We start from the raw sequence: 25,077 nt of genomic DNA, 5'->3' as shown, positions 1-25,077 counted from the left end.
TAAAGCACTTAAATTTACAGACAAGATTATCATCTTTAAAGTTGAACATGTCTTTTAAGGTGAGGTCTCGTTGTTGATAGAGAGATGTATTTTACTCAAAGCTGTGGAAAAATCATTTTGTAGGGCGGATTCGAGATCAGCTGTTGTGAGGCCTTTGTTATCTTTCGCTTTAATTTTAATGATCAACGTTTGGGGATTTTTAGCAAAGTTACCAAGAGATTTTGAAATATTTTCAGCTTCATCATGATCTTTTAGAAATATTTTTGGACTTTGTGTCATCATCAGATAAAAATTGTCATAAAGCTCCTGTTTGAGATCATGTTTTCTGTCATTAAGACTTTGTGCAAGATAAGAAAAAAGCTTATCAATGAAACCTGCATCGGTATAACGTATGTTAATCTTATTAATGCCGAGGTTTTGAGAGGCAGTGATCATTACATTTTTCTGACCAGAAAAGAGTTTTTCATCAACATCAATAACTTTAGCTGATATTTCTCCAGAACCAACATTTTTTATGTTGAAAGTCATTGCATTCAGAAAGATTGTACGCTTTCCCTCATCATAAGAAACATCAAGTTTTCCTGAAATATCAAAGCGTTCAAAGTTCATTTTTTTGAGGAATTCTAAGTCTTTTTCTTCCATTTTTTTAGGTAAAATTGAAAGGTTATCAAGGGAAAGGAAAAGTTTTTTTGGTATAGGTTGTTTCCACAAGCTTGGTTTGAATTGGAATGATCCGAGCATTGCTTTAAACTGCGGTATATCAATGGTGACATTATCAACTTTGGCATCAGCCGAGGTAATGGCGAGAAGTGTGTTTAGAAGAATATTATTTCGTACTGTTTTTTCAGAGACCTGATTATTTTCTTTCTTTGCGTTAAGATAAGCCTTGAACAATTTTTCAGGTGTTTGTTCGAGTGGCTTCATCTTTAGACCAGATGTTTTAAATTGTCCGAGAGAGAAAGAGGCGTTTTTTTCTGTTTCTTCAAAAATATCGACTATTATATTATTTAGAGAAATGGGACCAGTAATGGATTCTCCTTGATTGAGAGCAGTTTTCTTTCCGAAAATGATAGAATAAGCGTAATTGATATCAACATCATGGGCTTTCATTGTATCACTTTTGGCGGTAAGGTGTATTTGTTTGGCACCATTTACGGCGGTCGTTGTAAGGTCCATATTCTTTATGCTAACAGAACGGATATGACCATTTTTAAAACCAAAGAGCTGAAAATTCTTTACTTCAACTTTTTCGGTTAGTTTATTTTTATTTTTTATAGAAAGGCGTATATCTGGAGCAGCAATTGATGCAAGTTCAATACGCATAATTGATTGTAAAAGGTGTGATGTGATCGTAGTGTCCTTTTCTTTTAAGGATACGCCATTAAGAGAGATTTTGGGAATTTGTACATGAATATTATTATGCTGTAAGTCAACATTATAAAGGGTAAAAGTACCAGGAATAAAGGAGATCGGAGGACGAGCAGAAACGGCACCAATTTTAACTGATGTGCCGGCAGGGACTGGTAGTATAACATTTGTTAAATTGACTTTTCCTATAATGCTGACTTCGGATGTCTCTGCTTTTATTGAACGGCGGGCTATTTCTTGTTTCACAAAACTGTCGAGATAAGGTTTTGCCATATAAAAACCACCGACAACTATAATTGCCAGAATAGCAATAAATCCAATAAGATAAGTTAGCCAGTATTTTAGATTTCCTCGATACCCACTATTAAGATTGCCCATCATTTTTTCTTTCGCTTTTATCACTCTTTATGAGAAGTAGAGGTAAATTTCTTTCAGCAACGTGAAGATCAAAATATGCGTGTATGTGTGTCCAGTTTCAACAGTTATCTACTTCTAACCCCTTTACATGTAGAGTCATTCTAATATTGTTTACAATACGCTTTTATAAACTGTCACCAATTTTCTTTGGTTTCAGTATTTTATAAAAATTACGCACAGAATAAAGGGAAGTATATGCTGATCATAATTTTTATCGCTTTAAAGTATTTTTAAAGTGTACCCATGTCTGCTTTTATCTTGCTGCTATTTATAGGAACAGCTAAAATATAAAAAATGTGTTTTTTATTGTAATCTAACGGGGAGAGACGGGAGTCATGACGGAAAATCAAATAATGGCTTTTTCTATAATTGGTCTCATGATGGTTGTTTTTATTTGGGATCGATTCCGTTATGATCTTGTCGCCATTTGTACATTGTTGATTTCTTGCATCGTTGGTCTTGTTAGCCCAAAGGAGGCTTTTAGCGGTTTTAGTAATGATATTGTTATCATTGTAGGGAGTGTGTTTGTTGTCAGTACGGCTGTATCGCGTTCTGGTATAATGGAATTTATTATCCAACGGATATGGCCAGATGTGAAATCAGTACGTCTTCAATTGGCTTTTTTAGTTATTTCTGTAGTGGTTTTGTCGATGTTTGTTAAAAACATTGGTGCTTTAGCTATCATGCTTCCGATTGCCTTTCAATTTGCTCGTCGTTCTCAGGTTTCACCCTCTGTCTTTTTGATGCCTATGGCATTTGGTTCTTTGTTGGGCGGTCTTATGACACAGATAGGGACGTCTCCCAACGTTGTCATTTCAGCTATGCAGGAACGTTTAACGGGGATTCCTTTTACTATGTTTGATTTTACACCGGTTGGTGTAGCTGTTGCTACTGCTGGTGTATTATATTTGATCTTTTTTTCTTGGCGTTTACCTGTGCGTGTACGTTCAGGTGTATCGTTTGATGATGCTATTGATATTCGTAACTATGTTTCGGAAGTGCATATCCCAACGAATTCACCGATTGTGGGAAAAACTATTGTTGATCTCGTCAAGCCATCAGGTGGTGATGTCATGGTGATTCAAATCATAAGAAACGCAGTATCTATTTCACCATTACCAGATTTTGTTTTATCTGAAAACGATATTGTTTTGCTAGAAGGTTCGCATACAGGATTAGAAAGTGTGATGAATTTTGCACGTTTAGAATTTTCTACGGGTCGAACTATTTCTACGGGTGATAAGGATAGTGATATAGATATTATTGAGGCAGTCATCACACATAATTCGCCTCTTATTGGTATCAGTGCGAAAGAGTTTTTGCTATTTGATCACTATGATGTGAATTTGCTTGCGTTAAGTCGCCAGCATGAAAGGGTGCGGGGAAGGCTTGGTGATATTGTTTTCCATCTTGGAGATGTGATTGTTTTGCAGGGACAGGATATGGTTATTCCAAATTTATTACGGGAGTTGAAATGTTTACCCTTAGCAAAACGTAATATTGTGTTTGGTAATTTACGACATGGTTTTGTATCTTTAGCTATTCTCTTTATAGCGATTATTTTTACAGCTTTTCATATCGTACCAGTTGCCTTTTCTTTTTTTTCTGCTGCTGCTGCTATGGTTATCTTTCGAGTTTTGCCAGCGCGTGACTTGTATCAAGCATTAGATGGCCAAATATTAGTATTATTAGCAACTCTTATTCCCGTGAGTGAAGCGCTAGAGAAGACAGGATGCACAGATCTCATTGGTCAATGGCTTAGCCAATTGGCGGTATTTTTCCCACCGTCTGGTGCATTAGCTCTTATGTTGATTACAGCCATGTTGGTAACACCATTTTTGAATAATGCAGCAACAGTTATGATGGTAGCTCCCATTGCGTCAAGTTTTGCTCATTCTCTTCATTATAAGCCTGAAGCTTTTCTGATGGCTGTTGCAATTGGCGCAGGATGTGAGTTTCTTACACCTATTGGGCATCAAAGTAATATGCTCGTGATGGCGCCAGGGGGATATCGTTTTAGTGATTACCCACGCTTTGGGGCTCCATTGGCAGTCTTGATAGTTATTGTTGCTGTGCCAATGCTCATGTGGATTTGGCCATTGCAATAGAACATTTTCAAAAACTGTAAATATCAATTACGAAAGGCCGCCAATCAGATGAAGCTAAATTGAAGAGATACACTTCCTGTAAAAGATTTTTAAAGAGAGGTCTGTCATGTAACGAGGAGTGAGGCACGAATAGCTCTTGAGATTATAGTCCAGCATGTATGGTGCACATGCAGGCTATAATAGCTTTTTTACAAAATTTAAAGAGATGTAAAAGTAAACACTATAATATGAACAAAAAGGCAGTTATATCGTTTTTGATTGATACAGTTGCAAAAGTTCAAGCAATTCAGATACACATCTATTTGAAATGAATAAGCTAGTAATTTTAAGGTTTTTAGTCGATTATGGCTACCATCTTTGTCCATTTATGCGTAAAAGCACAGAAAGTAAATTTTTACCAAGGTATGAATCATGTCGTATGATAGTTTTATTGCTGAAGTTAATGCTGAATTTCGTCAGGAAAAGGCTCTTGCGTTTTGGAGACGTTATGGTGTTTCGGTTGTTGTTGCAGCCATTATTTTTGTCCTGATGATCGTTATTTATCAAATTTACCATCATGAGCAAATAAAGAAAGCTGGTCATATTGGTGATACATTTGTAAAAAGCCTTGATTTTGCAGATACACGTCATTTTGATGAAGCGATGAAGCAATTAGAAAATGTTAAAGTCTCTAACTTTGGGGGATATCCTTTTCTGGCTCGTTTGCGTGAGGCTTCTTTACTCATGGAACAAGGCGATTTTGTCAAATCAGTGGAGGTCTTTGATTCTGTTGCAACTGATGAAAAAGCACCACAAATTTTGCGGAAAGTTGCAAAAATTCGAGCAGCTTATATTTTGGTTGATACAGGAACCTTAGATGATGTCAAAAAGCGTGTCAAAGATATGGAAAATGATATTGATCCTATGCGGATGTCTGCTAGAGAGGTTTTGGGTTTAGCAGCATATAAAGCTGATAAGATGGATGAGGCAGTTGATTATTTTCGCAAGATTTCTAAAGAAGGTGCGCTCGGATTAAAAATAACTGATCGGGCTCGGATTATGCTTGAGCTTATGCAAGCTGAAGGCAAGGCAAATAAGGAATAAATTTATGAGCCTTACCATTGCTATAGTTGGTCGCCCCAATGTTGGGAAGTCAACACTCTTTAATCGTTTGGTTGGGCAAAAATTGGCTTTGGTTGATGATAAGCCAGGTGTAACTCGTGATCGGCGTATTCATAAGGCAAAACTTCAAGATCTACGTTTTGATGTAATTGATACAGCTGGGTTGGAAGAAACGGGTGATCATACACTTGAAGGTCGTATGCGCTCTCATACAAAGGCTGCCATTGATGAAGCGGATCTCATTTTATTTATGTTTGATGCGAAGAGCGGAATAACCCCGAGTGATTTAAATTTTGCTTCATTGGTTCGCAAGTCAGGGAAACCGATTGTGCTTGTTGCTAATAAATCTGAGTCAAAAGCAGCTATGGGGGGAGAATATGAAGCGTGGTTATTAGGTTTGGGGGAACCTTGCCCAATATCTGCTGAACATGGTTTGGGTCTCTCAGATCTTCGTGATGCAATTATCGATGCTATTGGTAGAGAGAAAGCTTTAAAGAGTAGGATCAAAGAAGAACATACTGCTATACAGCCAGAATCTGTTGGTGATGATGTGGATGATTTTGAGGAGGAGGGCTCTGTTTACGATGAAAGTAAACCCATTCGAATTGCGGTTGCTGGTCGTCCAAACACAGGAAAATCAACCCTCATCAATAGGATGTTGGGACAAGATCGTTTATTGACAGGACCTGAAGCGGGGCTTACGCGTGATTCCATTTCTGTAGATTGGGAATGGAATGGTCGTCACGTTAAACTTTTTGATACTGCAGGACTGCGTCGCAAATCAAAGATTCAAGAAAAATTAGAAAAACTTTCCGTTGCCGATACTTTACGTGCAATTCGTTTCGCAGAGGTGGTCGTGATCGTTTTTGATGCAACTGCGCCTTTTGAAAAGCAGGATTTACAAATTGTTGATCTTGTGATTCGTGAAGGACGGGTTCCACTTATTGCTTTTAATAAATGGGATCTTATTGAAAATAGTCAAGTAACATTAATTGATTTGCATGAAAAATGTACTCGTCTTCTTCCTCAGGTTCGTGGTTTGAGAGCTGTACCTTTATCGGGGCAATATGGTCAAGGCATTGATAAACTGATGGAAAATGTCATGATAATGCACCGTGTATGGAATCGCCGTATTTCCACGGCTAAATTAAACAGATGGCTTGAAACGGTTGTTACGCATCACCCACCACCTGCAGTTTCGGGACGTCGCCTTAAGGTTAAATATATAACACAGGTTAAAACACGTCCTCCTGGATTTGTGATTTCTTGCTCACGACCAAAGGTAATGCCTCAATCATATATACGGTATCTTTCCAATGGATTACGTGATACATTTGATATGCTTGGTGTACCAATTCGCATATCATTACGAGCATCTGATAATCCTTTTGCAGCACGCTCCAGAAAGAAATGAATCTTCTTAATGCAAGAGCAATTATAACAATTAGCGCCAAGCAAAGACTATGATGCTGGCTTGTGTAAAGGAAAATTTAGTATCTATAAATTGTAGGGCAGAAATGCTAATTTGTGGCGATCTATTTAAATAAAAAGTGAAAGTATTTTTTGCATTTATTAATATTTCAACTGCAGGGATAAGGACTTAAAAAGTTAATTACAGTTGTACAAGGCTGTGTAACATTTGTGTTTAAAGCGCTATTTATGTAGCCTTGTTGCATAACGTATATTAAATCATAGATCTATGTTGTGCATTAAAAGATGTAGAAGTCATCATCGATGATAGTTTTATTTAATGATGGATGCCAATGTACAACATTTGGTTTGTTATAAGGAGATATTTTTTCGGAATGTTTCTAGAATTGTGGCTAAAAGTGAGGTGGAAACACATTATTTGCGGGTGAAGCTGGATTATTTTAAGGTGTATTAGTAATTGGGTGCATAAGATTGAAAAACATGTTATTTATGCGATAAATTGTGATAGATTTCTTTTAGCGTCTTGACGAATAAGTTCAGGAACAATATGATGCTTACGGTTTTATGAGATACATTTTTACTTTGCTTTTTGACTAAGGAGCCAATTATGGCGGAGGGCGGTAGACCCGTTGTGCCACGGGAGGGAGCTGAAGAAAAAGAGCAAGGAGACTTCTTTAATTCAGAGGATTTAGAATGTCGGAGTAAGAATTTAGGTAGAGCTTTAATGCGTAAGAAAGCATTAAAGAAGCGGGAGTATGGGAATGAGGTGGAAAAGCAACAAGGGAGGATGGCGCATGCAATTAAGCTTTCCAGTGAGTTTCTGGCGAGTATTATTGTCAGCGTTGTTTTGGGGTTGGGATTTGATAAGTTAGCAGGTTCATCACCATGGGGGTTGGTGTTTTTTCTTTTTCTTGGATTTGCTGCTGGTGTATTAAGTGTTCTTCGGTCTGTGGGGTATATTACCTCCAGTCAATTAAGGCAAAAGGGCGTATTACGCCAAGATAAAGGGACCGATAAGCGGTCTGATAAATGAGGTTGAAGTGACATCGCACGCTCCAGATCCTATCCATCAGTTTGAAGTTTCACGACTGATTAAGATTTCCATAGGAGATATGGATTTATCGTTTACAAATGTATCATTTTTTATAGTAGCTACAGTTGTTGTAACTTCAGTTTTTCTCTTCATTTCATCATCAAGTCGTGGGTTAGTCCCAACACGAATGCAGTCTCTTTCAGAAATGGCGTATGAATTTGTAGCGTCGACTTTGCGGGAATCATCTGGTGTGCAGGGAATGCAATTTTTCCCTTTAGTTTTTTCCCTATTTACTTTTATTTTGGTTGCTAATTTCATTGGTCTTTTCCCTTATTTTTATACAATTACCTCTCAGATTATGATCACGTTTTCTTTGGCTATGGTAGTGATTTTGACGGTCATTGGTTATGGTTTTTATAAGCATGGAGTCAGTTTTTTGAGATTGTTTGTTCCTAGTGGCGTGCCTGTTGTAGTTTTGCCTTTGGTTACGATGATTGAGGTTATTTCTTTTCTTTCTCGTCCTATCAGTCTTTCACTTCGTCTTTTTGCTAATATGCTCGCTGGTCATATTACTCTCAAAGTATTTTCTGGTTTTATTGTCTCAATGATTGGGGTAGGGATTGTAGGTGTTGGTGGTTCGGTTTTACCGCTTATCATGACTGTAGCGATTACTGCTCTTGAATTTTTGGTTGCATTTCTTCAGGCTTATGTCTTTACGGTTCTAACTTGTATGTATCTTAATGATGCAGTTCATCCAGGACATTAATAAAACTGGCGGTTTTTCGTCGAATGGTATAATTTCACTTAAAAGGAGAATAATATGGAATTAGTGCTTGCAGCAAAATATATTGGAGCTGGTCTTGCTTGCTTTGGTATGGCGGGGACAGCTTTGGGCCTTGGAAATATTTTTGGTAGCTATCTTTCTGGTGCATTACGCAATCCATCAGCAGCAGATAGTCAGTTTGGTCGTCTCGTCTTTGGTTTTGCTGTGACGGAAGCTTTGGGTATTTTTTCATTGCTCATTGCTTTATTGCTTCTTTTTGGGGTTTGATCATCGTCAAAGGGGTGCTTGTTTTCTGTATGAGAGGCAGGTATCCCTTTTTTCTCTTAACGGAAAGAACGTTAGTTAGTTGTCATCAGTTGTTGGGGGGCTTTAATAAGTTTTTTGAAAGATGAAAGAAAATGTTTGTTTCCAGCGCTTATGCACAGATCACTGAAAGGCCTATAGGACATATCAAGAGTGTGGCAGAACATGCGGATCGTGTGTTTCCACCTTTTGATTTTGTGTATTTTGGTTCGCACTTTTTTTGGTTGGCAATTTCTTTTGGTCTTTTTTATCTCTTTATCTCTCGTGTAATTGTACCGCGTATTGGCGGTGTTATTGAAACACGTCGAGATCGAATCGCATCTGATTTGGATCAAGCAATGCGTATGAAGCAGGAAGCGGATACCGTAGTTGAAACTTACGAGCGGAAATTGGCAGAGGCTCGTTCGCGGGCCCATGATATAGCGCAAGTAGCGAGTGAAGAGTTAAAAGAAAAGGTTGAGCTTGAACGAAAGGAAATTGAAGAAAGTTTGGGGAAAAAGTTAGCAGATGCTGAAAAACAGATAACAAAGATTCGGGATAAGGCTATGCAAAATGTTGGTTCTATTGCCGAAGAAGTGGCTCTTGAAATCGTAAAAAAATTGACTGATGTTAATATTAGCAAAGAGGCTGTTCATTCAGTTATTAAAGTTGTCGATTACTGAAGGATACGAGGATGACTGATACTTTTTGGGCTTTTGTTGGGTTAATTCTTTTTCTGGCTCTTTTGGTTTATTTCAAAATTCCACAAATGGTTGTGCGCCATCTTGATGCGCGAGCAAAGCGTATCAAAGATGAGCTTGATGAAGCTCTGCGTCTTCGTGAAGAGGCACAGGAGGTTCTGGCTGAATATCAGCGGAAACATGCGGAAGCAGAGAAGGATGCCCAAGAGATTATTGCAGCAGCTAAGCATGAAGTTACAGCTATTATTGCTCAGGCTCGTGCAAAAGCAGAAGAATATGTGAAGAATCGCAATAAGTTAGCAGAGCAAAAAATTGCTCAAGCAGAAGCTGATGCAATACGTATGGTTTCTTCATCTGCTATCGATTTGGCAGTTTCCGCTGCACGTACGCTTATCGCAAAAGAATTAGATTCTAATAAAGCGAATGAACTTATTAAGGAATCTCTTGGTGAAGAATCTCTTACCAAAATGAAAACATATCTTAATTAATGGCAGCTTGCAGTATTGAATTTTAGCAGCATAGTTCCTTTTCAAGATTGAGTGTTTTATCTTTTTACACTTTCTCTTGTACTACTAATTTCTACACTTAGTTTTAAAAAAAACGCCTCGCCTTGTCCTCAAGCTCATTTTTTTGCCTACCTATGAAAGATATAACGCAAAATCTATAGGATGCTATTATCTTTTTGCTTGTGAAAATACAAGCCAGTACCATTGTTTTATTTATAAGCTCAAAAGGTTATGGCTGTGGCATTTAGATGCTACATAAGAGGTGTATTTACTTTTTTTTCAAATAGTTTTTATTCATGTATTGACCCCACTTGTGAAGTGCAAGAGAATGATTTGTTATTCTAATGAGAGAGTTGAAAGTTCTTACTGTATTTGATGATTACGCAACTTTTTTACCAATTATTATAAAGTAATATTTACATCATAAGTTCTACAATTGCTCTTAAAACTGTCTCAAGCTTCGTACTGAAATTTTTCCAATGTTTTTTTAATGTTCAATGACAAAAAGTAGGAGAATTTTATCTTCATTATTCTTTTAGTTTAGAGAGTGTTTAATTTTTAAATTACAAGTTTCGAGAAGTCTGCTACTGCTTCTGTAATGGTATGGATACGTTTGAGAAGAGCGAGACGGTTAGTGCGAATATCAGGATTTTTATCGTTCACCAATACTTTTTCGAAAAATATATCGATAAATTTTCTGAGTGGCGCTAGCGTATTGAGTGCACCTGATAAATTTATTGCACTGATATGATTATGAACTTTTTTTTCTACCTCAATGATTTCTTGATAAAGCTGTTTTTCTTCTGTTTCAATAAAGAGTTCAGGAGTAATTTCGTTTGCTATTATGGTGCCTTTTTGGAATGCATTCTCAAGAATATTTACAGTGCGTTTTACAGCGGCTAAAAAGCTGCTTCCCTCACTTGTATTTATAAAAGCAATGAGTGCTTCAACACGACGCGTGACTAACAAAAAGTCATCAGCATCTTTGTTTAAGACTGCCTCAATAGCATCATAACGAGCACCTTCTTCTTTTAGATAAATTTTCAAACGTTCATGAAAAAAGGACAGCAGGTCTGTTAAAATATATTGTACTTTTTCTGGAAGTATATTCTGCGACTGTTCAGTTTCTATCGGAAATATCTCGTGTTTTATTTTTTGTTGTAAAAAAAGATTTATTGCCAGATTAAACAGTGGCATAAGATTGATTTTCCAGTCACGCGAAAGCACAAGCTTAATAATTCCTAATGCTGCTCGTCTTAACGCATAGGGATCTTTTGAACCGGTTGGTTTTTCATTAATGAGCCAAAAACCAATGAGCGTATCAATTTTATCAGCTAGCGCAATTGTTATAGCAAGAGGTTCATGTGGAATACGATCTGTTGGTCCTAGGGGTTTATAGTGGTCTTCGATTGCTTCAGCTACGCGAGGACTTTCTCCTTGAAGAAGAGCGTATTTTCGTCCCATTAGACCTTGCAGTTCAGAAAATTCTCCGACAACTTCTGTCTGTAAATCAGCTTTTGCAAGCACTGCCGCACGTTTAGCTAAGAGAGGGTCCGTTTGCACTAAAGGAGCAATTTTTTGTGCTAAGGTAGCAATTCGTTCTACTCTTGCACCTTGTGTACCTAATTTTGCATGGAAAGTTACATTTAAATGATCAAGTCGTGCCATCCTTTGATCGAGAGGTTTCTTTAAATCAAGATCAAATTTTTTTGCAGAAGATTCCAACTTCTTGATATCGGGTAAATTATGCTGGTCTGTTTGCCAAAAATAGAGTGCATCGGAAAGACGAGCACAGACAACTTTACTATTTCCTTTAGAAATTTCTTTTCCTTCATCATTTGCAAGGATATTAGAAACGAGAATAAAATGATGAGAGAGCTTGATCTTTTCGCCCTGATTACGGGTTACAAAACATTTTTGGTGAGCTCGAATGGTCAAGCGAATGATTTCTGGAGGAATATCAAGGAAAGATTTGTCAAAATTACCTATAAGGACAACAGGCCATTCAACAAGGCCAGCAATCTCTTCTAAAAGGGCATTATCTTGAACCAGTTCTAAACCGTTTGCGAAGCAAAGATTTTGAGCATCCGCCAAAATAATATTCTTTCGCCTTTCAGCATCGAGAATAACTTTATGGGCTTCAAGTTGAGCAATATAATCATCAAAGCGGCGAATTTGGAGTGGTTTTCCGTCACTTAAGAAGCGATGACCATAGGTTAGATTATTGCTTTTGAGAGAATCAATTGTAAATGGAATAACATAGGTTTCACCAATTTCTGGTCCGAAGACGCAAAGAATGTTTTGTAAAGATCGAACCCACTTTAGTACTCCACTTTTTGCTGAATCTTCACCCCAACGCATAGACTTTGGCCATGGAAAATTGCGAATAATATTTGGTAAAATATCGGCAATAATTTCTTCTGCTTTCCGACCTTTCTTGATGATTTTAGCGATATAAAAATCACCTTTTTTATTATCATGTGCAATCTGTGCTTCAGAAATATTACTCAGTCCTGTCGCGCGCAGGAAGCCGTCAATTACGTGCTGCGGTGATTTTGTATTGGGTCCTTTGCGTTCTTCATAGATATCTTTTGAGCGCATAGAAATTCCACGTACGTCTAATGTTAGTCGACGAGGTGTCCAATATTCACAGGCAACTTTATAGGTTAATCCTGCCTTCACAAGTTGATCTGTAACAGATTTTTTGAGGTCAGCAGCAGCTTTGCGTTGCATGCGAGCAGGGATTTCTTCGCTAAAAAGTTCCAGAAGAAGATCAGACATTAGGCTTCTCCTTTAGGGGATATTTGACCAGCTTTTGTTAGCAAGAAAGCTTCTCCACAACGGCGCGCGAGATCACGAACGCGAAGAATATAACTTTGTCGTTCAGTCACAGAAATAACGCCACGTGCCTGCAAAAGGTTAAAGATATGGCTAGCTTTAATACATTGGTCATAAGCTGGAAAAACGCACAGATGTAAGCCATTTTCTTGATTTGGTTGTCCAGCCTCAAGAAGTGCGATGCATTCGCGTTCTGCATCGATAAAATGCTGGTGCAGCAATTTGGTATCCGCAAACTCAAAATTGTAGTATGAATATTCCTGCTCTGCTTGTAAAAAAATATCTCCATAACTTATTTTGTTTTCGCCATCTAAACCATTAAAGTTAAGATCATAGACATTATCAACACCCTGTATATACATTGCTAGACGTTCAAGCCCGTAGGTAAGTTCTCCTGAAACGGGAGCGCACTCAATGCCGCAAACCTGTTGAAAATAAGTAAATTGGGAAATTTCCATTCCATCACACCAGCATTCCCATCCAAGTCCCCAAGCCCCGAGCGTTGGACTTTCCCAATCATCTTCAACAAAGCGAATATCATGAAGTTTTGTATCAAGACCAATGGCTTGTAGTGACTTTATATAAAGTTCTTGTAAATTGGGGGGGGAAGGCTTGAGGAGAACTTGGAATTGATAATAGTGCTGTAAACGATTTGGATTTTTACCATATCGACCATCTGTTGGGCGTCGAGAAGGTTGGACGTATGCCACTTTCCAAGGGCGTGGTCCCAATGAGCGCAGTGTTGTGGCCGGATGAAAAGTGCCGGCACCGACTTCCATATCATAAGGTTGCAAAATTGCGCATCCATAATGAGCCCAATAATTTTGCAAAGTTAAGATAAGTCCCTGAAAAGAACGTTTTGGATTGAGATGTTCAGGTAGTTTCACGCTTTATACTCTTTAACATTTAACCAATAGACAGCAACTAAAGGGACTTCAGCTTTTATACCTGTCTATTGTTTCATAGGATTATGGTCAAGCCTCGTTATTTATTGCAAACCAATTTTCAATTTCTTTTGGATTTCCTTCGAGTTTTTTGCTTCCCCATCAATTGCATGATTCCACTGAAATATTGCTTCACGTTTGCGTCCAACTTGCCAATAGGCATCACCTAAATGATCATTTAATGTTGGATCTTCAGGATGTAATTTGACAGCATTTTCTAGTATTTGAACAGCTTGGTTATATTGTTTAAGTTTGTAATAGGCCCATCCTAGAGAATCGAGGATGTAACTATTTTGCGGTTGTAATGTAGAGGCCTTTTTCAACATATGGAGTGATTCTTCAAGTTTTTCACCACGTTCAACAAGTGAATAGCCTAAATAGTTAAGGATTTGCGGTTGATCAGGAAAAAATTCAAGTGCTTTTCGCAGGTCAATTTCGGCTTTTGTCCATTGTTGCAAATGTTCGAAAGCGATACCGCGTTGGTAAAAAAGTTTCCAATCCTCTCGTTGAAAATTTTTTATCTGTGCAATCGTCTGATCCAGCATTTGGGTAGCTTCGACAAATTTATTATCTTGTATATAAAAAGCGGCTAACGTTATCAGAACGGCGCGATCGTTGGGGAATTTTTTCTTTAATGACGAGAGTAATTTGATGGCTTCACTATAATTATTATTATTTGCAAGAAGAAATGCAAGTTGAAGTTGTCCATCTCTATAATAAGGGGATTGGTATGGTAAAGCACGGTAAAGTTTAATGGCTTGATTAGGATTCCCCAATTTAGTAGAAATATTTGCCAATTGAAACAATGTTGCATCATTTTGAGGGTACAGGGCGAAAGACAACTGTTTGAAAATACGTGCAATTTGTCCTGAGTTTTTGTAGTTGAGGGCTGTTCCAAAGTTGTACAATACCTCGCCCGCTCCCTGTTGAGGTGTTTTTACTAACTTTTCTAAGGAAGCGTTTTTTTCAACTTTTTCTCGTATGTTTTTGAGTGCTTCTCGGCCTGACAACATTTGTTCTCCATGCTTGAGAGTCTGAAGAGCTTGATTGCGCATCTTATGGCGCAATTGGAATGAAGCGTAAGCTATGATAATACGTTCATAGGTATTAGGGGCGATAAGAGTCCCCTGTTTGTTATTGAGTGCTTGAATGAAATATTTTTTTGCGTCTTGTGTACGTCCTGCTAGATCGCTCATGAGTGCGAGATGATAACGTATAAAAAGGTCGTACCAAGCAGGCCCTTTGATTTTTTCAAGATCAGCGATTGCTTGAGATTTTTGTCCAGATCCGAATGTAACCCATGCACCAATGAGTTCAATTATTGGATTATTGGATTCTGGAGGTACTTTTAATTGTAAAAGAAGTTTGGCATTTTCGTAATCTCTCCTTATGAGACTTTCTACCGATAATGTCAAGGAAACAAAGGGAGTTATAATATCTTGTTCTTTTAGTTTTTTTGCTTGCTGAACAGCTTCTTTGAATGTGCCTACAGAAAGCATGGCTTCAAGGAGCTCTTTTTGTGTTTCAATGTTATCAGGTTTATGAGCGAGTGCTTGTTTAAAATAATTTATAGCAAGATCTGTTTTATTTTCATGATTTGCGACTCTCCCAGCTAAATAGGCGCCTGTAAATGAAGTTGTATTTATAGTGGCGTTTATTTTGCTGTAGGTAGCTGAAGGCATTAACATGATACCCGCAATAAAGAGAGTAAAAAAGCGGGATACTGTTGCACTGTGCATAGAGCTAGTCCTTTTCAAGATAATCAATAGATTTTGTGGTTTATAGATCATATCTAATTACTTTGTTGAAAAATATCTGATTCTTGCAAATAATCAGTTTACGCGCGCAATACAAAAATCAACAGTCTCAACGAGAGCATGGTGAGCGGGGTTTTTGTTCATTGAAGCAAGAGCATTGGTTGCACGTGTTCCATAGATGCGTGCTTGCTCTATTGTATCTGAGAGGCTATCATATTTTCCTATTAAATATTGCGCATGTGCGAAAGCTTCATCATTGTTATTGCCGTTTTCAAGAGCTTGTTCCCAAAATGCTTTTTCTACCGTATTACTGCGTGCATATGCGAGGATAACAGGCATTGTGATTTTGCCTTCTCTAAAATCGTCCCCTATATTTTTTCCTAACTGTTTAGCAGCTCCACCATAGTCGAGTGCATCATCAATCAATTGGAAAGCTAGTCCTAACAATGTTCCATATTCACGCAATGCAGAACGCTCTTTATCTTTATAACCCGCAATAATTGGTCCAACTTCAGCAGCAGCTGAAAAAAGTGCTGCTGTTTTTGCGTTGATGATCTTGAGATAGTCCGAAGCACTGGTTTGTATATTTTTGGCTGCAGAAAGTTGCATAACTTCCCCCTCAGCAATAATTGCAGCAGCGTTTGCTAGGACAGAGAGCGCTTCTATAGAACCAACATCGACCATCATTTTAAAAGCTTGTCCCAACAGGAAATCACCAACAAGTACGCTTGCTTGATTTCCCCAAATCATTCGTGCAGTAGATTTTCCGCGTCGTAAATTACTTTCATCAATCACGTCATCGTGTAACAAGGTTGCTGTATGCATAAATTCAACAGCGGTTGCAAGTTTTATATGTCCGTCGTTTTGATAACCAAACATATGAGCGGAAGCTAATGTGATCATTGGGCGTAATCGCTTTCCGCCTGATGAAATAAGATGGTTGGAAATTTCAGGGATCATTTCAACCTCTGATTTTGCCATAGAGAGGATAAATTGATTTACGCGCTCCATATCATACTGGGTAAGATTGATAAGGGATTGGAGAGACATTTGATTATTTCTTGTTTGATTTGGTTTTGTGGCTACACTCAATGTGTTTGCTCCTAGAGTATTGCAATGGACATATATGAATTCTATTTTGCCCACTAGCATAAAGGGGCTTTCGTTTTGACTCAAGCTTTTGATGGTTGTTTTGAAGCAGAAGTCTTGGATGATGTTGGTAAGGAATATTGTAAAAGCTTGTGTAATATTGTTGTTATGGAGTTGTGAGAAAAATTTAAAACAGTTTTTTAAACAACAATTGATAGGAAAAAGTGCAGTTTATAAAGATGAACATTAGGTTTTCAAATGGACGAAATAACGAATCAAAGTGATGAAACAATTGACAGTTTTCATCGTGGAAAGTTTTATTTGGTTCAGCCACGTAAATATGGTCATCGCTCTGGCATGGATGCTATGTTATTAGCCAGTTTAGTTCCCAAAAATTTAAAAGGAAAGGTTGTTGATTTAGGCGCTGGTGCTGGAGCAGCGGGTTTGGCGGTTGCTTCGCGTTGTTTGAAAGTTCATGTTACGTTGGTTGAACGTTCAGCCTTTATGGCATCTTACGCACAAAAAACGCTTATGCTAAAACAAAATGAAAAACTTGCTGAGCGCGTTTTTTTGTTAGAAGCAGATGTTACTTTAAAAGGCAAAAATCGCTTAAAAGCAGGATTGGTGGATAATTCTTTTGATTTTGCGATTATGAATCCACCGTTTAATAGTCCTGCAGATCGCAAAACACCTGATAAGCAAAAGTCTGAGGCACATGTTATGCCTGAAGCGATGTTTGATAATTGGTTGCGGAGTGCAGCAGCAATTGTTAAGCCAGGTGGATATTTAGGGCTAATTGCACGTCCACAATCGCTGATTGATATCTTGCATGCTTTAGAAGGTCGTTTTGGCAGTATATGTATAATTCCTGTTCACGCGCGTGCGACAACAGCAGCAATTCGCCTTTTATTTTATGCAAAACGAGGAAGCAGAGCGGCTTTATCTGTATTACCGGCATTAGTTATACATGAAGGCGAAGGTCACGCTTTTTCATCACCGATTGATGCAATCAATAATGGGCATATAAGCTTGTGGGAACTTTTTAAATAATATCTTGTGTTTTCTAGTTTATTGCTTAAATTTAAAATGAGTCTTTATTTATAGGGGGATTTTAGATTTGTGTGAAATTTTATTTCTAATTGCAATGTGGGGATTGATTGGCGCTTTTGGATGTTATCGTGTTTTCCCTTTTTGCTGTCCTTGCTTATTTAATTCATAAGGAGATGTTATTTTGATGGACTTTATCAAAAATCTTATTCCACATCGTTTTTGTTCTAATAAACTCGAAATTCCTGTTGTGCGCCTTCATGGGGCAATTATGGATTCAACTACATCAATAGCGCGTACACTCTCATTAGGTAGATGTGCAAATCTTTTAGACAAGGCTTTTGCGTACAAAAAAGCACCGGTTGTTGCATTCATTATCAATTCCCCTGGCGGTTCGGCTGTGCAATCACGTCTTATTTTTAAGCGTATCCGTGATTTGGCAGAGGAAAAAAATAAGCAAGTTCTTATGTTTATCGAGGATGTAGCTGCATCGGGTGGTTATATGATTGCTTGTGCGGGGGATGAGATTTTTGCTGATCCTTCTTCGATTGTTGGTTCTATCGGGGTTGTTTCAGCATCCTTTGGTTTTCCTGAGTTTTTGAAGAAAATTGGTGTCGAGCGGCGTGTTTATACGGCAGGAAAAAATAAAGTCACACTAGATCCATTTCAGCCTGAAAAGAAGGCAGATGTTGAGCATTTGAAGTCTCTGCAACTTGAGGTTCACCAAACTTTTATTGATTTGGTTAAGAAACGGCGTGCAGCGAAGCTATCAAATGATCCAGATATTTTTACAGGGATGTTTTGGAGTGGAAAGAAAAGCCTTGAACTTGGCCTTATCGATGGATTGAATGATGTGCGATCTGTTATTAAGGAGCGATTTGGGGATGATACCAAACTTCGATTAATTACTCCTCCAAAAAGCCTTTTAGGGCCTAAAATTCCTTCAGGAGTTGCTGCTCATGCAGTTTATACAGCAGTTGACAGTGCGTTGATGGCAGCACAAGAGCGAGCGCTTTGGCAGCGTTATGGTTTGTGATAGGAAATAATAATTTGATAGATACTCAATAGTGTTAATAATTTTGCCTAAAAATAGTTGTGAGAAAGAGAAAAACTTGCAATGGTGCGAATGGTTGCATTCGGTTTGTTGTGTATTATAGCTCTTCTTGTTTCTTGAGGAAACGATTGCAGAAGATATTACAGGGTATTGATTGTACAGAAATTAAACCAAATATGGATAAAAGGGGCACATTGGTGAAAGATCCTTACACAGGTGAATATGACGTCAGATGATATCGGATGTACAGGCTCCTTTCAAAGAGCATTCTTATATATTTACACCTATTAAATTGAATTTAGCTTTGCATATTGTGGGTCAGTGTTCTAATGGTTATCATTTAATAGAAAGTTTGGTTTATTTTAGTCTTAGCGGTGATTGTTTAGGTTATGCATCTTGTGTAAGTGATCGCTTCATATTAACGGGTCCCTTTGCGGATGGGCTTGTTTCTGATTCAGATAATTTGGTTATTTGCGCACGTGATTTTATGCGCAAAAAATTTCCTAAAAGTGCTAAGCCTGCCTTCTTTCAGCTTATTAAAACATTACCTGTTGCTTCAGGTGTTGGTGGTGGTTCGGGAGATGCGGCCGCTGTTTTGAGTATATTGCGTCAACAGTGGAATCTTGATTGTTCTTGTGAAAAATTAGCAGAAATGAGTTTAGAGCTTGGCGCTGATGTGCCAATGTGTCTCTTTGCATTGGAATATCAGCAGCCGCTTTTTGTGAAAGGAATTGGGCAGGATATTACACGACTAAAAGAAGCTTGTTCTCTTGCAATGGTATTGGTTAATCATGGTCAACAAATTGCAACGAAAGCTGTTTTCAAGGCTTTGGAAAATCGCAATCATTCTCCTCTGAAAATTGATCCCGTAGCCTTAAAGACTGTTGATTCATTGGTTGAAACTTTACAAGAAACGCGTAATGATCTTTTCGCTCCTGCTTTAAAGATTGCACCTCAATTAACACAAGTGTTATCTACATTAGATGAATGTGGCTCTCTGTTTTCTCGTATGTCTGGGACGGGGGCGACTTGCTTTGGTATTTTTAAAGATCAACAAGCAGCCCAAAAGGCAGCTCTTTTTATCAAATCGATGCATCCAAATTGGTTTGTGAAACCTATCATGACTTTAGGAAAGACTTGAGAGATAAAGTATAAAGGTCAAAGATTTGCTTGATAACGATTCTGTTATGTATAATAGAAGGATTAAGCGAGAGAATGGGCGTTTTTTGTTTTCCAGATCAAGTTAGCACATGCTAGGATAATACGCTAAAAGAGGAATCGAATGTAGTGCAGGATATTCTGTATTTAGTTCTTTTATTTTTATACTTATGCAAGAATTAACTAAGACGTTTGGTGAGCTATTTTTACTCTGTAGGGCTTGCAGAAAAGAGGCAAGCTATGAAAATTGATGTAGGTTTTATGGTATTTGTGATTTATGAAAGATGTTTAATTTACCGCTTCAGCCAAATTTTGCATGTGAATTGGATTTGCAGAAACAGGGTTTTTTTCATATAGCGGGTGTTGACGAAGTAGGACGTGGACCTCTTGCTGGGCCTGTCGTGACAGCAGCAGTCATTTTGGATAAAGACCATATTCCTGATGGGCTCAATGATTCAAAAAGGCTTTCTATTCTACAACGTGAGAAACTGTATAATAAAATTTTGCAAAGTGCATTAGCGATTTCGGTTGCTAGTCTTTGCGCCCGTACGATTGATCAGTCTAATATTAGAAAAGCAACTTTAGAAGCAATGCGTCGCTGTATTACAGGATTAGCAATTCCAGCTCACTATGCTCTCATTGATGGACGTGATGTTCCTTCTGAGCTAGCATGTTCGGCAACGGCTTTGATTAAAGGCGATCAGCGTTCGGTTTCAATTGCAGCAGCATCTATTATTGCCAAAGTGACGCGTGATCGGATGATGGAATGTGCAGGACAAGTTTATAAAGGTTATGGTTTAGAAAAACATGTAGGTTATGCAACGCTAATGCATCGTGCAGCTCTTGATAAATATGGGCCAGTTGTAGGATTACATCGTTATAGTTTTGCACCACTTAAAGAGCGCTACAGGGATGATATTTAATGACGATTCTGCCTTTCAATAGTGCTTCGATAAAAGAGGCAGTTGCACTTCTTAAACAGGGGAAGTTAGTGGCTTTACCGACAGAAACTGTCTATGGATTGGCAGGTGATGCAACCAATGGGAGGGCAGTATCTTCTATTTTTTTCACAAAGAGGCGTCCACAATTTAATCCTCTTATTGTGCATGTAAGCAGTATCAGCATGGCGGAACGCTACGTTGAAATTGATTTTCTTTCACGTCGATTGATGGAAGTGTTTTGGCCAGGGCCCTTGACGTTCGTTCTGTCTTTAAAGGCACAACATAATATCCATCCTTTAACCACTTCTGGTTTGAATACATTGGCTGTTCGTTTTCCAGATAGCCATTTTGCAGAAGTTGTACAATGTTTTGGTCGACCTCTCGCTGCTCCTAGTGCGAATCAATCGGGATGTCTCAGTCCTACTTCGGCTGAAGCCGTTTTTGCATCTTTAGGAGGGGCTGTTCCTCTGATACTTGATGGAGGACCTTCTAAAATAGGGCTTGAATCAACGATTATTAAGGTTTGTAATGACGATATTTATCTTTTGCGTCCTGGAGGACTTTCGTCTGAAGAGATTGAAGAAGTTGTAGGAAAATCGCTGAAACGGATAGATCAGCGGGCTGCGATTGAGGCACCAGGTATGTTAAGATCGCATTATGCACCCAGTGCTGCGGTGCGTTTAAATGTGCAAAAGGTAGAAAGTGGTGAAGCGCTTTTAGCATTTGGACCTAAACGTATTGCGCATATTGAAAACGCCGTTTCTGTTTTAAATCTTAGCGAAACAGGGCAGTTGGAAGAAGCTGCTTCTCATTTATTTCAATACATGAAGGAATTGGATGCACTCAAGGTAAGATCTATTGCAGTGGAACCTATTCCGTCATACGGATTAGGTGAGGCTATTAATGATCGTTTGATACGTGCTGCAGCTCCAAAGGAGGAATGAAGATGGAGCAGGAGTTAATTGAGAGCTTTAGAAAAATTGTCGGTGCGGCACATGCTATAACGGATCAAGCATTGATTGCACCGTATTTGATTGAAGAACGCGGGCTTTTTCATGGAAAAACACCGTTGCTTTTACGTCCATCTTCCACAGCGGAGGTTTCATCAATTATGCGGTTAGCTAGTCAAACATGCACGCCGATTGTACCTCAGGGAGGAAATACAGGTCTCGTAGGTGGTCAACAGCCAGATAAAAATGGATGTGGTGTTCTTTTATCCATGGAACGATTAAATAAGATTAGATGTCTTAATCTTGAGGGTAATTTTGCTGTGGTAGAAGCTGGTGTTATTTTGCAAAATTTACAGAAAAAAGTGGATGAAACAGGTCGTTTTTTTCCTCTTTCTCTAGCTTCAGAAGGTTCCTGCCAGATAGGGGGAAACCTTTCATCTAACGCTGGAGGGACAGCTGTTTTAGCGTATGGCAATATGCGTGAGCTTTGTCTTGGTTTAGAAGTTGTTTTGCCTGATGGACGTATTTTGGATGATTTGCGTTTTGTAAAGAAGGATAATAGCGGCTATGATTTGAAAAACCTTTTTATTGGTGCGGAAGGCACTTTAGGTATTATAACAGCAGCAGTTTTAAAGCTTTTTCCAAAGCCTAAAGGAAAAGCAGTTTCTTTGGTCGGTTTATGTAGTCCAGCGAAGGCTCTTGAGTTTTTATCTTTTGCTCAATGTCATGGAGGGACGATGTTGACTGGTTTTGAGCTTATGGGAAAACGCAGCTTGCAAATGGCTTTAGACTACAAGATGTGTGAGAGGTCACCCCTTGAGCATAAGCATGAATGGTATGTATTGATTAATATTTCATCATTGCAGAGCGATGAAGAGGCGTTATCAGTGCTAAGTGTTATTTTAGAAGAATCTTTAAAGAATGCTGTGATAGAAGAGGCTGTTGTTGCACAATCATTAAAGCAGCAAGATTTTTTTTGGCAATTGCGTGAAAGTATACCATCTGCACAGAAGTTAGCGGGAGGGTCTATTAAGCACGATATTGCGGTGCCTCTTACTTCTATTCCTGATTTTATCGCTGAGGCAGCACGTATTGTTGAAGATATTGCTCCAGGAGCGTGGGTGGTTTGTTTTGGGCACATGGGTGATGGAAACCTTCATTACAATATTACGCAGCCTATTGGGGCTGATACTGCAGCATTTTTACAATTATGGTCACAAATAAATCATCGGATTCATAGTTTAGTGATGCATTATCAAGGTGCATTTTCTGCTGAGCATGGAATTGGCCAACTTAAGCGTGAGGAACTTCGCGCTTTCAAATCACCTGTTGCGTTGGATATTATGCAAGGGATTAAGAAAATGCTCGACCCTTTAGGAATTATGAATCCTGGAAAAATATTATAATTCAAGAAAGATGAATTTTGTCATGTGTTTTCGTTTAGATTTCAATAACCAAAAAAGAAATCAGTTGTTTTTTATTCAATCTTTTAATAATCAAATGGAGAAAAGCTGTTAAAGGGTGTGTATTGTTCAGATAAATTGGGACACTGTATATGGCTAATCAATGCTTTAATCAGGCAAAAGCGGTGCTTGAATTTCGGTTAGATCCGTGCCATTTGCCGCAAACAACGGCGTATTTTTCATCGAAAACAGGCAATCAAATAATTTGTTCGTTAAGTGAGTGCGGTGTTTTTTTTAAAATGGATACTCCTTCAAGCTTATCACATTTAGTACCGTCTTATCATTTCAAAGGAATTGTAGCACGTACTGTAAAAACGCATTCAGGAGAGAAAGCCGTTGCATTAGAGCTGTTTCATGCAGATGAAGAAGCGTGCATCCCGCTTTTAGTTTCTAGGGATTTAAATAATGTTCTTCTGGATTGGCGATTATGGTCAGATACTTATGATCTTCCTATGCTTATGATCAATGAAGATAATCGCATCATGGTTGTCAAAGATCGTTTTGATTTACGTCGATTTTTTTGTACAACATTGCATTCTAAACAAAAATGCTTTTCAATTCGTTATAACAATCCGTTGGGTTTACGATTGGTGATTGCTAATCAGGTTGTGTTACAGAAGTCTTGATGTGCACTCTTTTTTTGCTCTTGTGCTGCTATATGCGTTTATTTTTCTCTATTTTGTATTTTATCTGTTTTATGGTGGGCGTGAATAAATTATTTGTAATATTTTATTTTCCAAAGGAAAATTCGCTATTTTTTCCGAAATTACGCGAAAGGATTAAATCATAAAAAGGAATATTCAAAGGGTTTAGCTTTTTCGCGCTACGGCTCTCCATCCAATATCACGACGGACAAAACCTTCGGGCCAATCAATACAATCAACAGCTTCATAGGCGCGTTTTTGCGCGTGCATAACGGTTTTTCCTGTTGCTGTTATGTTTAAAACGCGTCCCCCATTAGCAATGAGTTCTCCATTGCGTAGTGCTGTGCCGGCTTGAAAAATTTTTACATCAGGGAGAGCATTTACCTTATCGAGATTGCGGATAACAGTACCTTTTTGGGGAGAGTCAGGGTAACCCTTTGCAGCCATAACAACAGTCAAAGCAGCTTTTTCAGACCATTGAAGTTTTTTTTGTGCAAGATTTCCTTGAGCCGCGGAAAGAAGAAGTGGAAGAATATCATCTTTGAGACGCATCATTAAAACCTGACATTCAGGATCGCCGAATCGTACGTTAAATTCAATTAATTCAGGTCCTTTTTGCGTTATCATCAACCCAACGAAGAGAACACCTTTAAAGGGAGCTCCCATTTCGTTCATACTGTGTAGAGTTGGTTCAACAATTTCTTTGAGGGTACGACTAACCATTTCCTCGGTCATGATGGGGGCTGGTGAATAAGCTCCCATGCCACCGGTATTGGCTCCAGTATCTCCATCACCTACACGTTTATGGTCTTGAGCGGATCCAAAGGGAAGGGCAGTTTTACCATCACAAAGACAGAAGAAGCTTGCTTCTTCACCCTCAAGAAAAGATTCTACAACAATTTTTTCTTCTGTATTGCCAAATGTACTTTTAAAGCAAGCATCAACCGCATTAAATGCTTCTTCTACAGTTGTTGCAACAATAACACCTTTACCGGCAGCTAGGCCATCGGCTTTAATGACAATAGGAACACCTTGTTGACGAATGTAAGCTTTAGCTTTTATACTATCATTAAAGCATTGGTAAGTTCCTGTAGGAATGTTATTCTTGTAGCATAAATCCTTTGTGAAAGCTTTTGAACCTTCTAATTGAGCAGCTTTTTGAGTCGGTCCAAATACACAAATATTAGCTTTGTTAAGGGAGTCTGTTATACCAGCAACGAGTGGTGCTTCAGGCCCAACAACTACGAGGTCAATAAAATGTGTTTTACAAAATTCAATGATGGTAGGATGATCATCAATGTTTAAATCGATATTTTCCCCAAGTTCCATTGTTGCAGGATTTCCAGGAGCACAATATAATTTTGTTAGCAGTGGTGAAGCTGCTATTTTCCATGCTAAAGCGTGTTCTCGTCCGCCTGAGCCAATAAGAAGGATGTTCATTGCTTGCTCCTATCATAGAAG

Annotated in this window: 21 protein-coding genes; 15 read left to right on the top strand and 6 right to left on the bottom strand. The window is 38.4% G+C overall.

Going from position 1 to position 25,077, the window contains the following annotated elements; all coding sequences use genetic code 11:
• Window positions 1–54: 54 nt before the first annotated feature.
• Complete coding sequence (locus tag J7R13_RS05915) at window positions 55–1,746, bottom strand: hypothetical protein (RefSeq protein WP_208437926.1); 1,692 nt, start codon at window positions 1,744–1,746, stop codon at window positions 55–57.
• A 374-nt stretch (window positions 1,747–2,120) separates the two neighbouring features.
• Between J7R13_RS05915 and J7R13_RS05910 the strand changes: the two genes are divergently transcribed.
• From J7R13_RS05910 to J7R13_RS05875, 8 genes are all read left to right on the top strand, one after another.
• Entirely contained in the window at window positions 2,121–3,893 is a 1,773-nt protein-coding gene (locus J7R13_RS05910) for an SLC13 family permease (protein WP_208437888.1), read from the top strand.
• Between the two features lie 411 nt (window positions 3,894–4,304).
• Window positions 4,305–4,976 carry a DUF2659 family protein gene (locus tag J7R13_RS05905; protein ID WP_208437887.1) on the top strand — a complete coding sequence of 224 codons (672 nt, stop codon included), beginning with the start codon at window positions 4,305–4,307 and terminating at the stop codon, window positions 4,974–4,976.
• Between the two features lie 4 nt (window positions 4,977–4,980).
• Complete coding sequence (gene der, locus J7R13_RS05900) at window positions 4,981–6,408, top strand: ribosome biogenesis GTPase Der (protein ID WP_208437886.1); 1,428 nt, start codon at window positions 4,981–4,983, stop codon at window positions 6,406–6,408.
• Window positions 6,409–7,032: 624 nt separating this feature from the next.
• Window positions 7,033–7,458, top strand: coding sequence for an AtpZ/AtpI family protein (locus J7R13_RS05895; protein ID WP_208437885.1), 426 nt, complete (start codon window positions 7,033–7,035; stop codon window positions 7,456–7,458).
• A gap of 7 nt (window positions 7,459–7,465) precedes the next feature.
• A complete protein-coding gene (locus J7R13_RS05890) occupies window positions 7,466–8,224 on the top strand; it encodes a F0F1 ATP synthase subunit A (protein WP_004860741.1) in 759 nt (252 codons plus the stop codon).
• 54 nt (window positions 8,225–8,278) lie between these two features.
• Entirely contained in the window at window positions 8,279–8,509 is a 231-nt protein-coding gene (locus tag J7R13_RS05885; protein WP_004860748.1) for a F0F1 ATP synthase subunit C, read from the top strand.
• Window positions 8,510–8,640: 131 nt separating this feature from the next.
• Entirely contained in the window at window positions 8,641–9,207 is a 567-nt protein-coding gene (locus J7R13_RS05880) for a F0F1 ATP synthase subunit B (RefSeq protein ID WP_208437884.1), read from the top strand.
• Window positions 9,208–9,218: 11 nt separating this feature from the next.
• A complete protein-coding gene (locus tag J7R13_RS05875) occupies window positions 9,219–9,713 on the top strand; it encodes a F0F1 ATP synthase subunit B (protein ID WP_004860752.1) in 495 nt (164 codons plus the stop codon).
• A gap of 576 nt (window positions 9,714–10,289) precedes the next feature.
• Here the strand turns inward: J7R13_RS05875 and glyS are convergent.
• The 4 genes from glyS to J7R13_RS05855 all read right to left on the bottom strand — a co-directional run bounded on the left by glyS (window position 10,290) and on the right by J7R13_RS05855 (window position 16,422).
• Entirely contained in the window at window positions 10,290–12,512 is a 2,223-nt protein-coding gene (gene glyS / locus J7R13_RS05870; protein ID WP_208437883.1) for a glycine--tRNA ligase subunit beta, read from the bottom strand.
• Window positions 12,512–13,456: a glycine--tRNA ligase subunit alpha gene (locus J7R13_RS05865; RefSeq protein WP_208437882.1), complete on the bottom strand. Its 945-nt coding sequence runs from the start codon at window positions 13,454–13,456 to the stop codon at window positions 12,512–12,514. Before J7R13_RS05865 ends, glyS begins: the two co-directional genes overlap by 1 nt.
• A 101-nt stretch (window positions 13,457–13,557) precedes the next feature.
• A complete protein-coding gene (locus tag J7R13_RS05860; RefSeq protein ID WP_208432600.1) occupies window positions 13,558–15,252 on the bottom strand; it encodes a tetratricopeptide repeat protein in 1,695 nt (564 codons plus the stop codon).
• A gap of 93 nt (window positions 15,253–15,345) precedes the next feature.
• Window positions 15,346–16,422, bottom strand: a complete 1,077-nt coding sequence (locus J7R13_RS05855; protein WP_208437881.1) for a polyprenyl synthetase family protein — start codon at window positions 16,420–16,422, stop codon at window positions 15,346–15,348.
• 195 nt (window positions 16,423–16,617) lie between these two features.
• Between J7R13_RS05855 and J7R13_RS05850 the strand changes: the two genes are divergently transcribed.
• The 7 genes from J7R13_RS05850 to J7R13_RS05820 all read left to right on the top strand — a co-directional run bounded on the left by J7R13_RS05850 (window position 16,618) and on the right by J7R13_RS05820 (window position 23,598).
• Entirely contained in the window at window positions 16,618–17,409 is a 792-nt protein-coding gene (locus tag J7R13_RS05850; protein WP_208437880.1) for a tRNA1(Val) (adenine(37)-N6)-methyltransferase, read from the top strand.
• A gap of 184 nt (window positions 17,410–17,593) precedes the next feature.
• Window positions 17,594–18,442, top strand: a complete 849-nt coding sequence (locus J7R13_RS05845; RefSeq protein ID WP_208437879.1) for a S49 family peptidase — start codon at window positions 17,594–17,596, stop codon at window positions 18,440–18,442.
• A 250-nt stretch (window positions 18,443–18,692) separates the two neighbouring features.
• Window positions 18,693–19,601, top strand: coding sequence for a 4-(cytidine 5'-diphospho)-2-C-methyl-D-erythritol kinase (locus tag J7R13_RS05840; RefSeq protein WP_208437878.1), 909 nt, complete (start codon window positions 18,693–18,695; stop codon window positions 19,599–19,601).
• A gap of 301 nt (window positions 19,602–19,902) precedes the next feature.
• On the top strand, window positions 19,903–20,541 hold the full coding sequence (locus J7R13_RS05835) for a ribonuclease HII (protein ID WP_208437877.1): 639 nt from the start codon (window positions 19,903–19,905) through the stop codon (window positions 20,539–20,541).
• Window positions 20,541–21,503 (top strand): L-threonylcarbamoyladenylate synthase, encoded by a 963-nt coding sequence (locus J7R13_RS05830; protein WP_208437876.1) that lies wholly within the window; start codon window positions 20,541–20,543, stop codon window positions 21,501–21,503. The genes J7R13_RS05835 and J7R13_RS05830 overlap by 1 nt, the downstream gene beginning before the upstream one ends.
• A 2-nt stretch (window positions 21,504–21,505) precedes the next feature.
• A complete protein-coding gene (locus tag J7R13_RS05825) occupies window positions 21,506–22,915 on the top strand; it encodes an FAD-binding oxidoreductase (RefSeq protein ID WP_208437875.1) in 1,410 nt (469 codons plus the stop codon).
• A gap of 149 nt (window positions 22,916–23,064) precedes the next feature.
• Window positions 23,065–23,598: a DUF6101 family protein gene (locus J7R13_RS05820; RefSeq protein WP_208437874.1), complete on the top strand. Its 534-nt coding sequence runs from the start codon at window positions 23,065–23,067 to the stop codon at window positions 23,596–23,598.
• Window positions 23,599–23,781: 183 nt separating this feature from the next.
• On the opposite strand, the gene purD is transcribed toward J7R13_RS05820, so the two are convergent.
• Window positions 23,782–25,056 (bottom strand): phosphoribosylamine--glycine ligase, encoded by a 1,275-nt coding sequence (gene purD / locus J7R13_RS05815; protein ID WP_208437873.1) that lies wholly within the window; start codon window positions 25,054–25,056, stop codon window positions 23,782–23,784.
• Window positions 25,057–25,077: the final 21 nt, after the last annotated feature.

It is taken from the genome of Bartonella taylorii 8TBB (assembly GCF_902825155.1).
Lineage (GTDB): Bacteria > Pseudomonadota > Alphaproteobacteria > Rhizobiales > Rhizobiaceae > Bartonella > Bartonella taylorii_A.
Note: the sequence above shows the minus strand (reverse complement) of the source record. Positions and strands in the feature narration are given on the sequence as shown.

Excerpts from the sequence above, each read along its gene's own strand:
- J7R13_RS05915 (WP_208437926.1), bottom strand. The coding sequence starts at position 1,746 with ATGGGCAATCTTAATAGTGGGTATCGAGGAAATCTAAAATACTGGCTA.
- J7R13_RS05910 (WP_208437888.1), top strand. The coding sequence starts at position 2,121 with ATGACGGAAAATCAAATAATGGCTTTTTCTATAATTGGTCTCATGATG.
- J7R13_RS05905 (WP_208437887.1), top strand. The coding sequence starts at position 4,305 with ATGTCGTATGATAGTTTTATTGCTGAAGTTAATGCTGAATTTCGTCAG.
- der (WP_208437886.1), top strand. The coding sequence starts at position 4,981 with ATGAGCCTTACCATTGCTATAGTTGGTCGCCCCAATGTTGGGAAGTCA.
- J7R13_RS05895 (WP_208437885.1), top strand. The coding sequence starts at position 7,033 with ATGGCGGAGGGCGGTAGACCCGTTGTGCCACGGGAGGGAGCTGAAGAA.
- J7R13_RS05885 (WP_004860748.1), top strand. The coding sequence starts at position 8,279 with ATGGAATTAGTGCTTGCAGCAAAATATATTGGAGCTGGTCTTGCTTGC.
- J7R13_RS05880 (WP_208437884.1), top strand. The coding sequence starts at position 8,641 with ATGTTTGTTTCCAGCGCTTATGCACAGATCACTGAAAGGCCTATAGGA.
- J7R13_RS05875 (WP_004860752.1), top strand. The coding sequence starts at position 9,219 with ATGACTGATACTTTTTGGGCTTTTGTTGGGTTAATTCTTTTTCTGGCT.
- glyS (WP_208437883.1), bottom strand. The coding sequence starts at position 12,512 with ATGTCTGATCTTCTTCTGGAACTTTTTAGCGAAGAAATCCCTGCTCGC.
- J7R13_RS05860 (WP_208432600.1), bottom strand. The coding sequence starts at position 15,252 with ATGCACAGTGCAACAGTATCCCGCTTTTTTACTCTCTTTATTGCGGGT.
- J7R13_RS05855 (WP_208437881.1), bottom strand. The coding sequence starts at position 16,422 with ATGCTAGTGGGCAAAATAGAATTCATATATGTCCATTGCAATACTCTA.
- J7R13_RS05850 (WP_208437880.1), top strand. The coding sequence starts at position 16,618 with ATGGACGAAATAACGAATCAAAGTGATGAAACAATTGACAGTTTTCAT.
- J7R13_RS05845 (WP_208437879.1), top strand. The coding sequence starts at position 17,594 with ATGGACTTTATCAAAAATCTTATTCCACATCGTTTTTGTTCTAATAAA.
- J7R13_RS05840 (WP_208437878.1), top strand. The coding sequence starts at position 18,693 with ATGATATCGGATGTACAGGCTCCTTTCAAAGAGCATTCTTATATATTT.
- J7R13_RS05835 (WP_208437877.1), top strand. The coding sequence starts at position 19,903 with ATGTTTAATTTACCGCTTCAGCCAAATTTTGCATGTGAATTGGATTTG.
- J7R13_RS05830 (WP_208437876.1), top strand. The coding sequence starts at position 20,541 with ATGACGATTCTGCCTTTCAATAGTGCTTCGATAAAAGAGGCAGTTGCA.
- J7R13_RS05825 (WP_208437875.1), top strand. The coding sequence starts at position 21,506 with ATGGAGCAGGAGTTAATTGAGAGCTTTAGAAAAATTGTCGGTGCGGCA.
- J7R13_RS05820 (WP_208437874.1), top strand. The coding sequence starts at position 23,065 with ATGGCTAATCAATGCTTTAATCAGGCAAAAGCGGTGCTTGAATTTCGG.
- purD (WP_208437873.1), bottom strand. The coding sequence starts at position 25,056 with ATGAACATCCTTCTTATTGGCTCAGGCGGACGAGAACACGCTTTAGCA.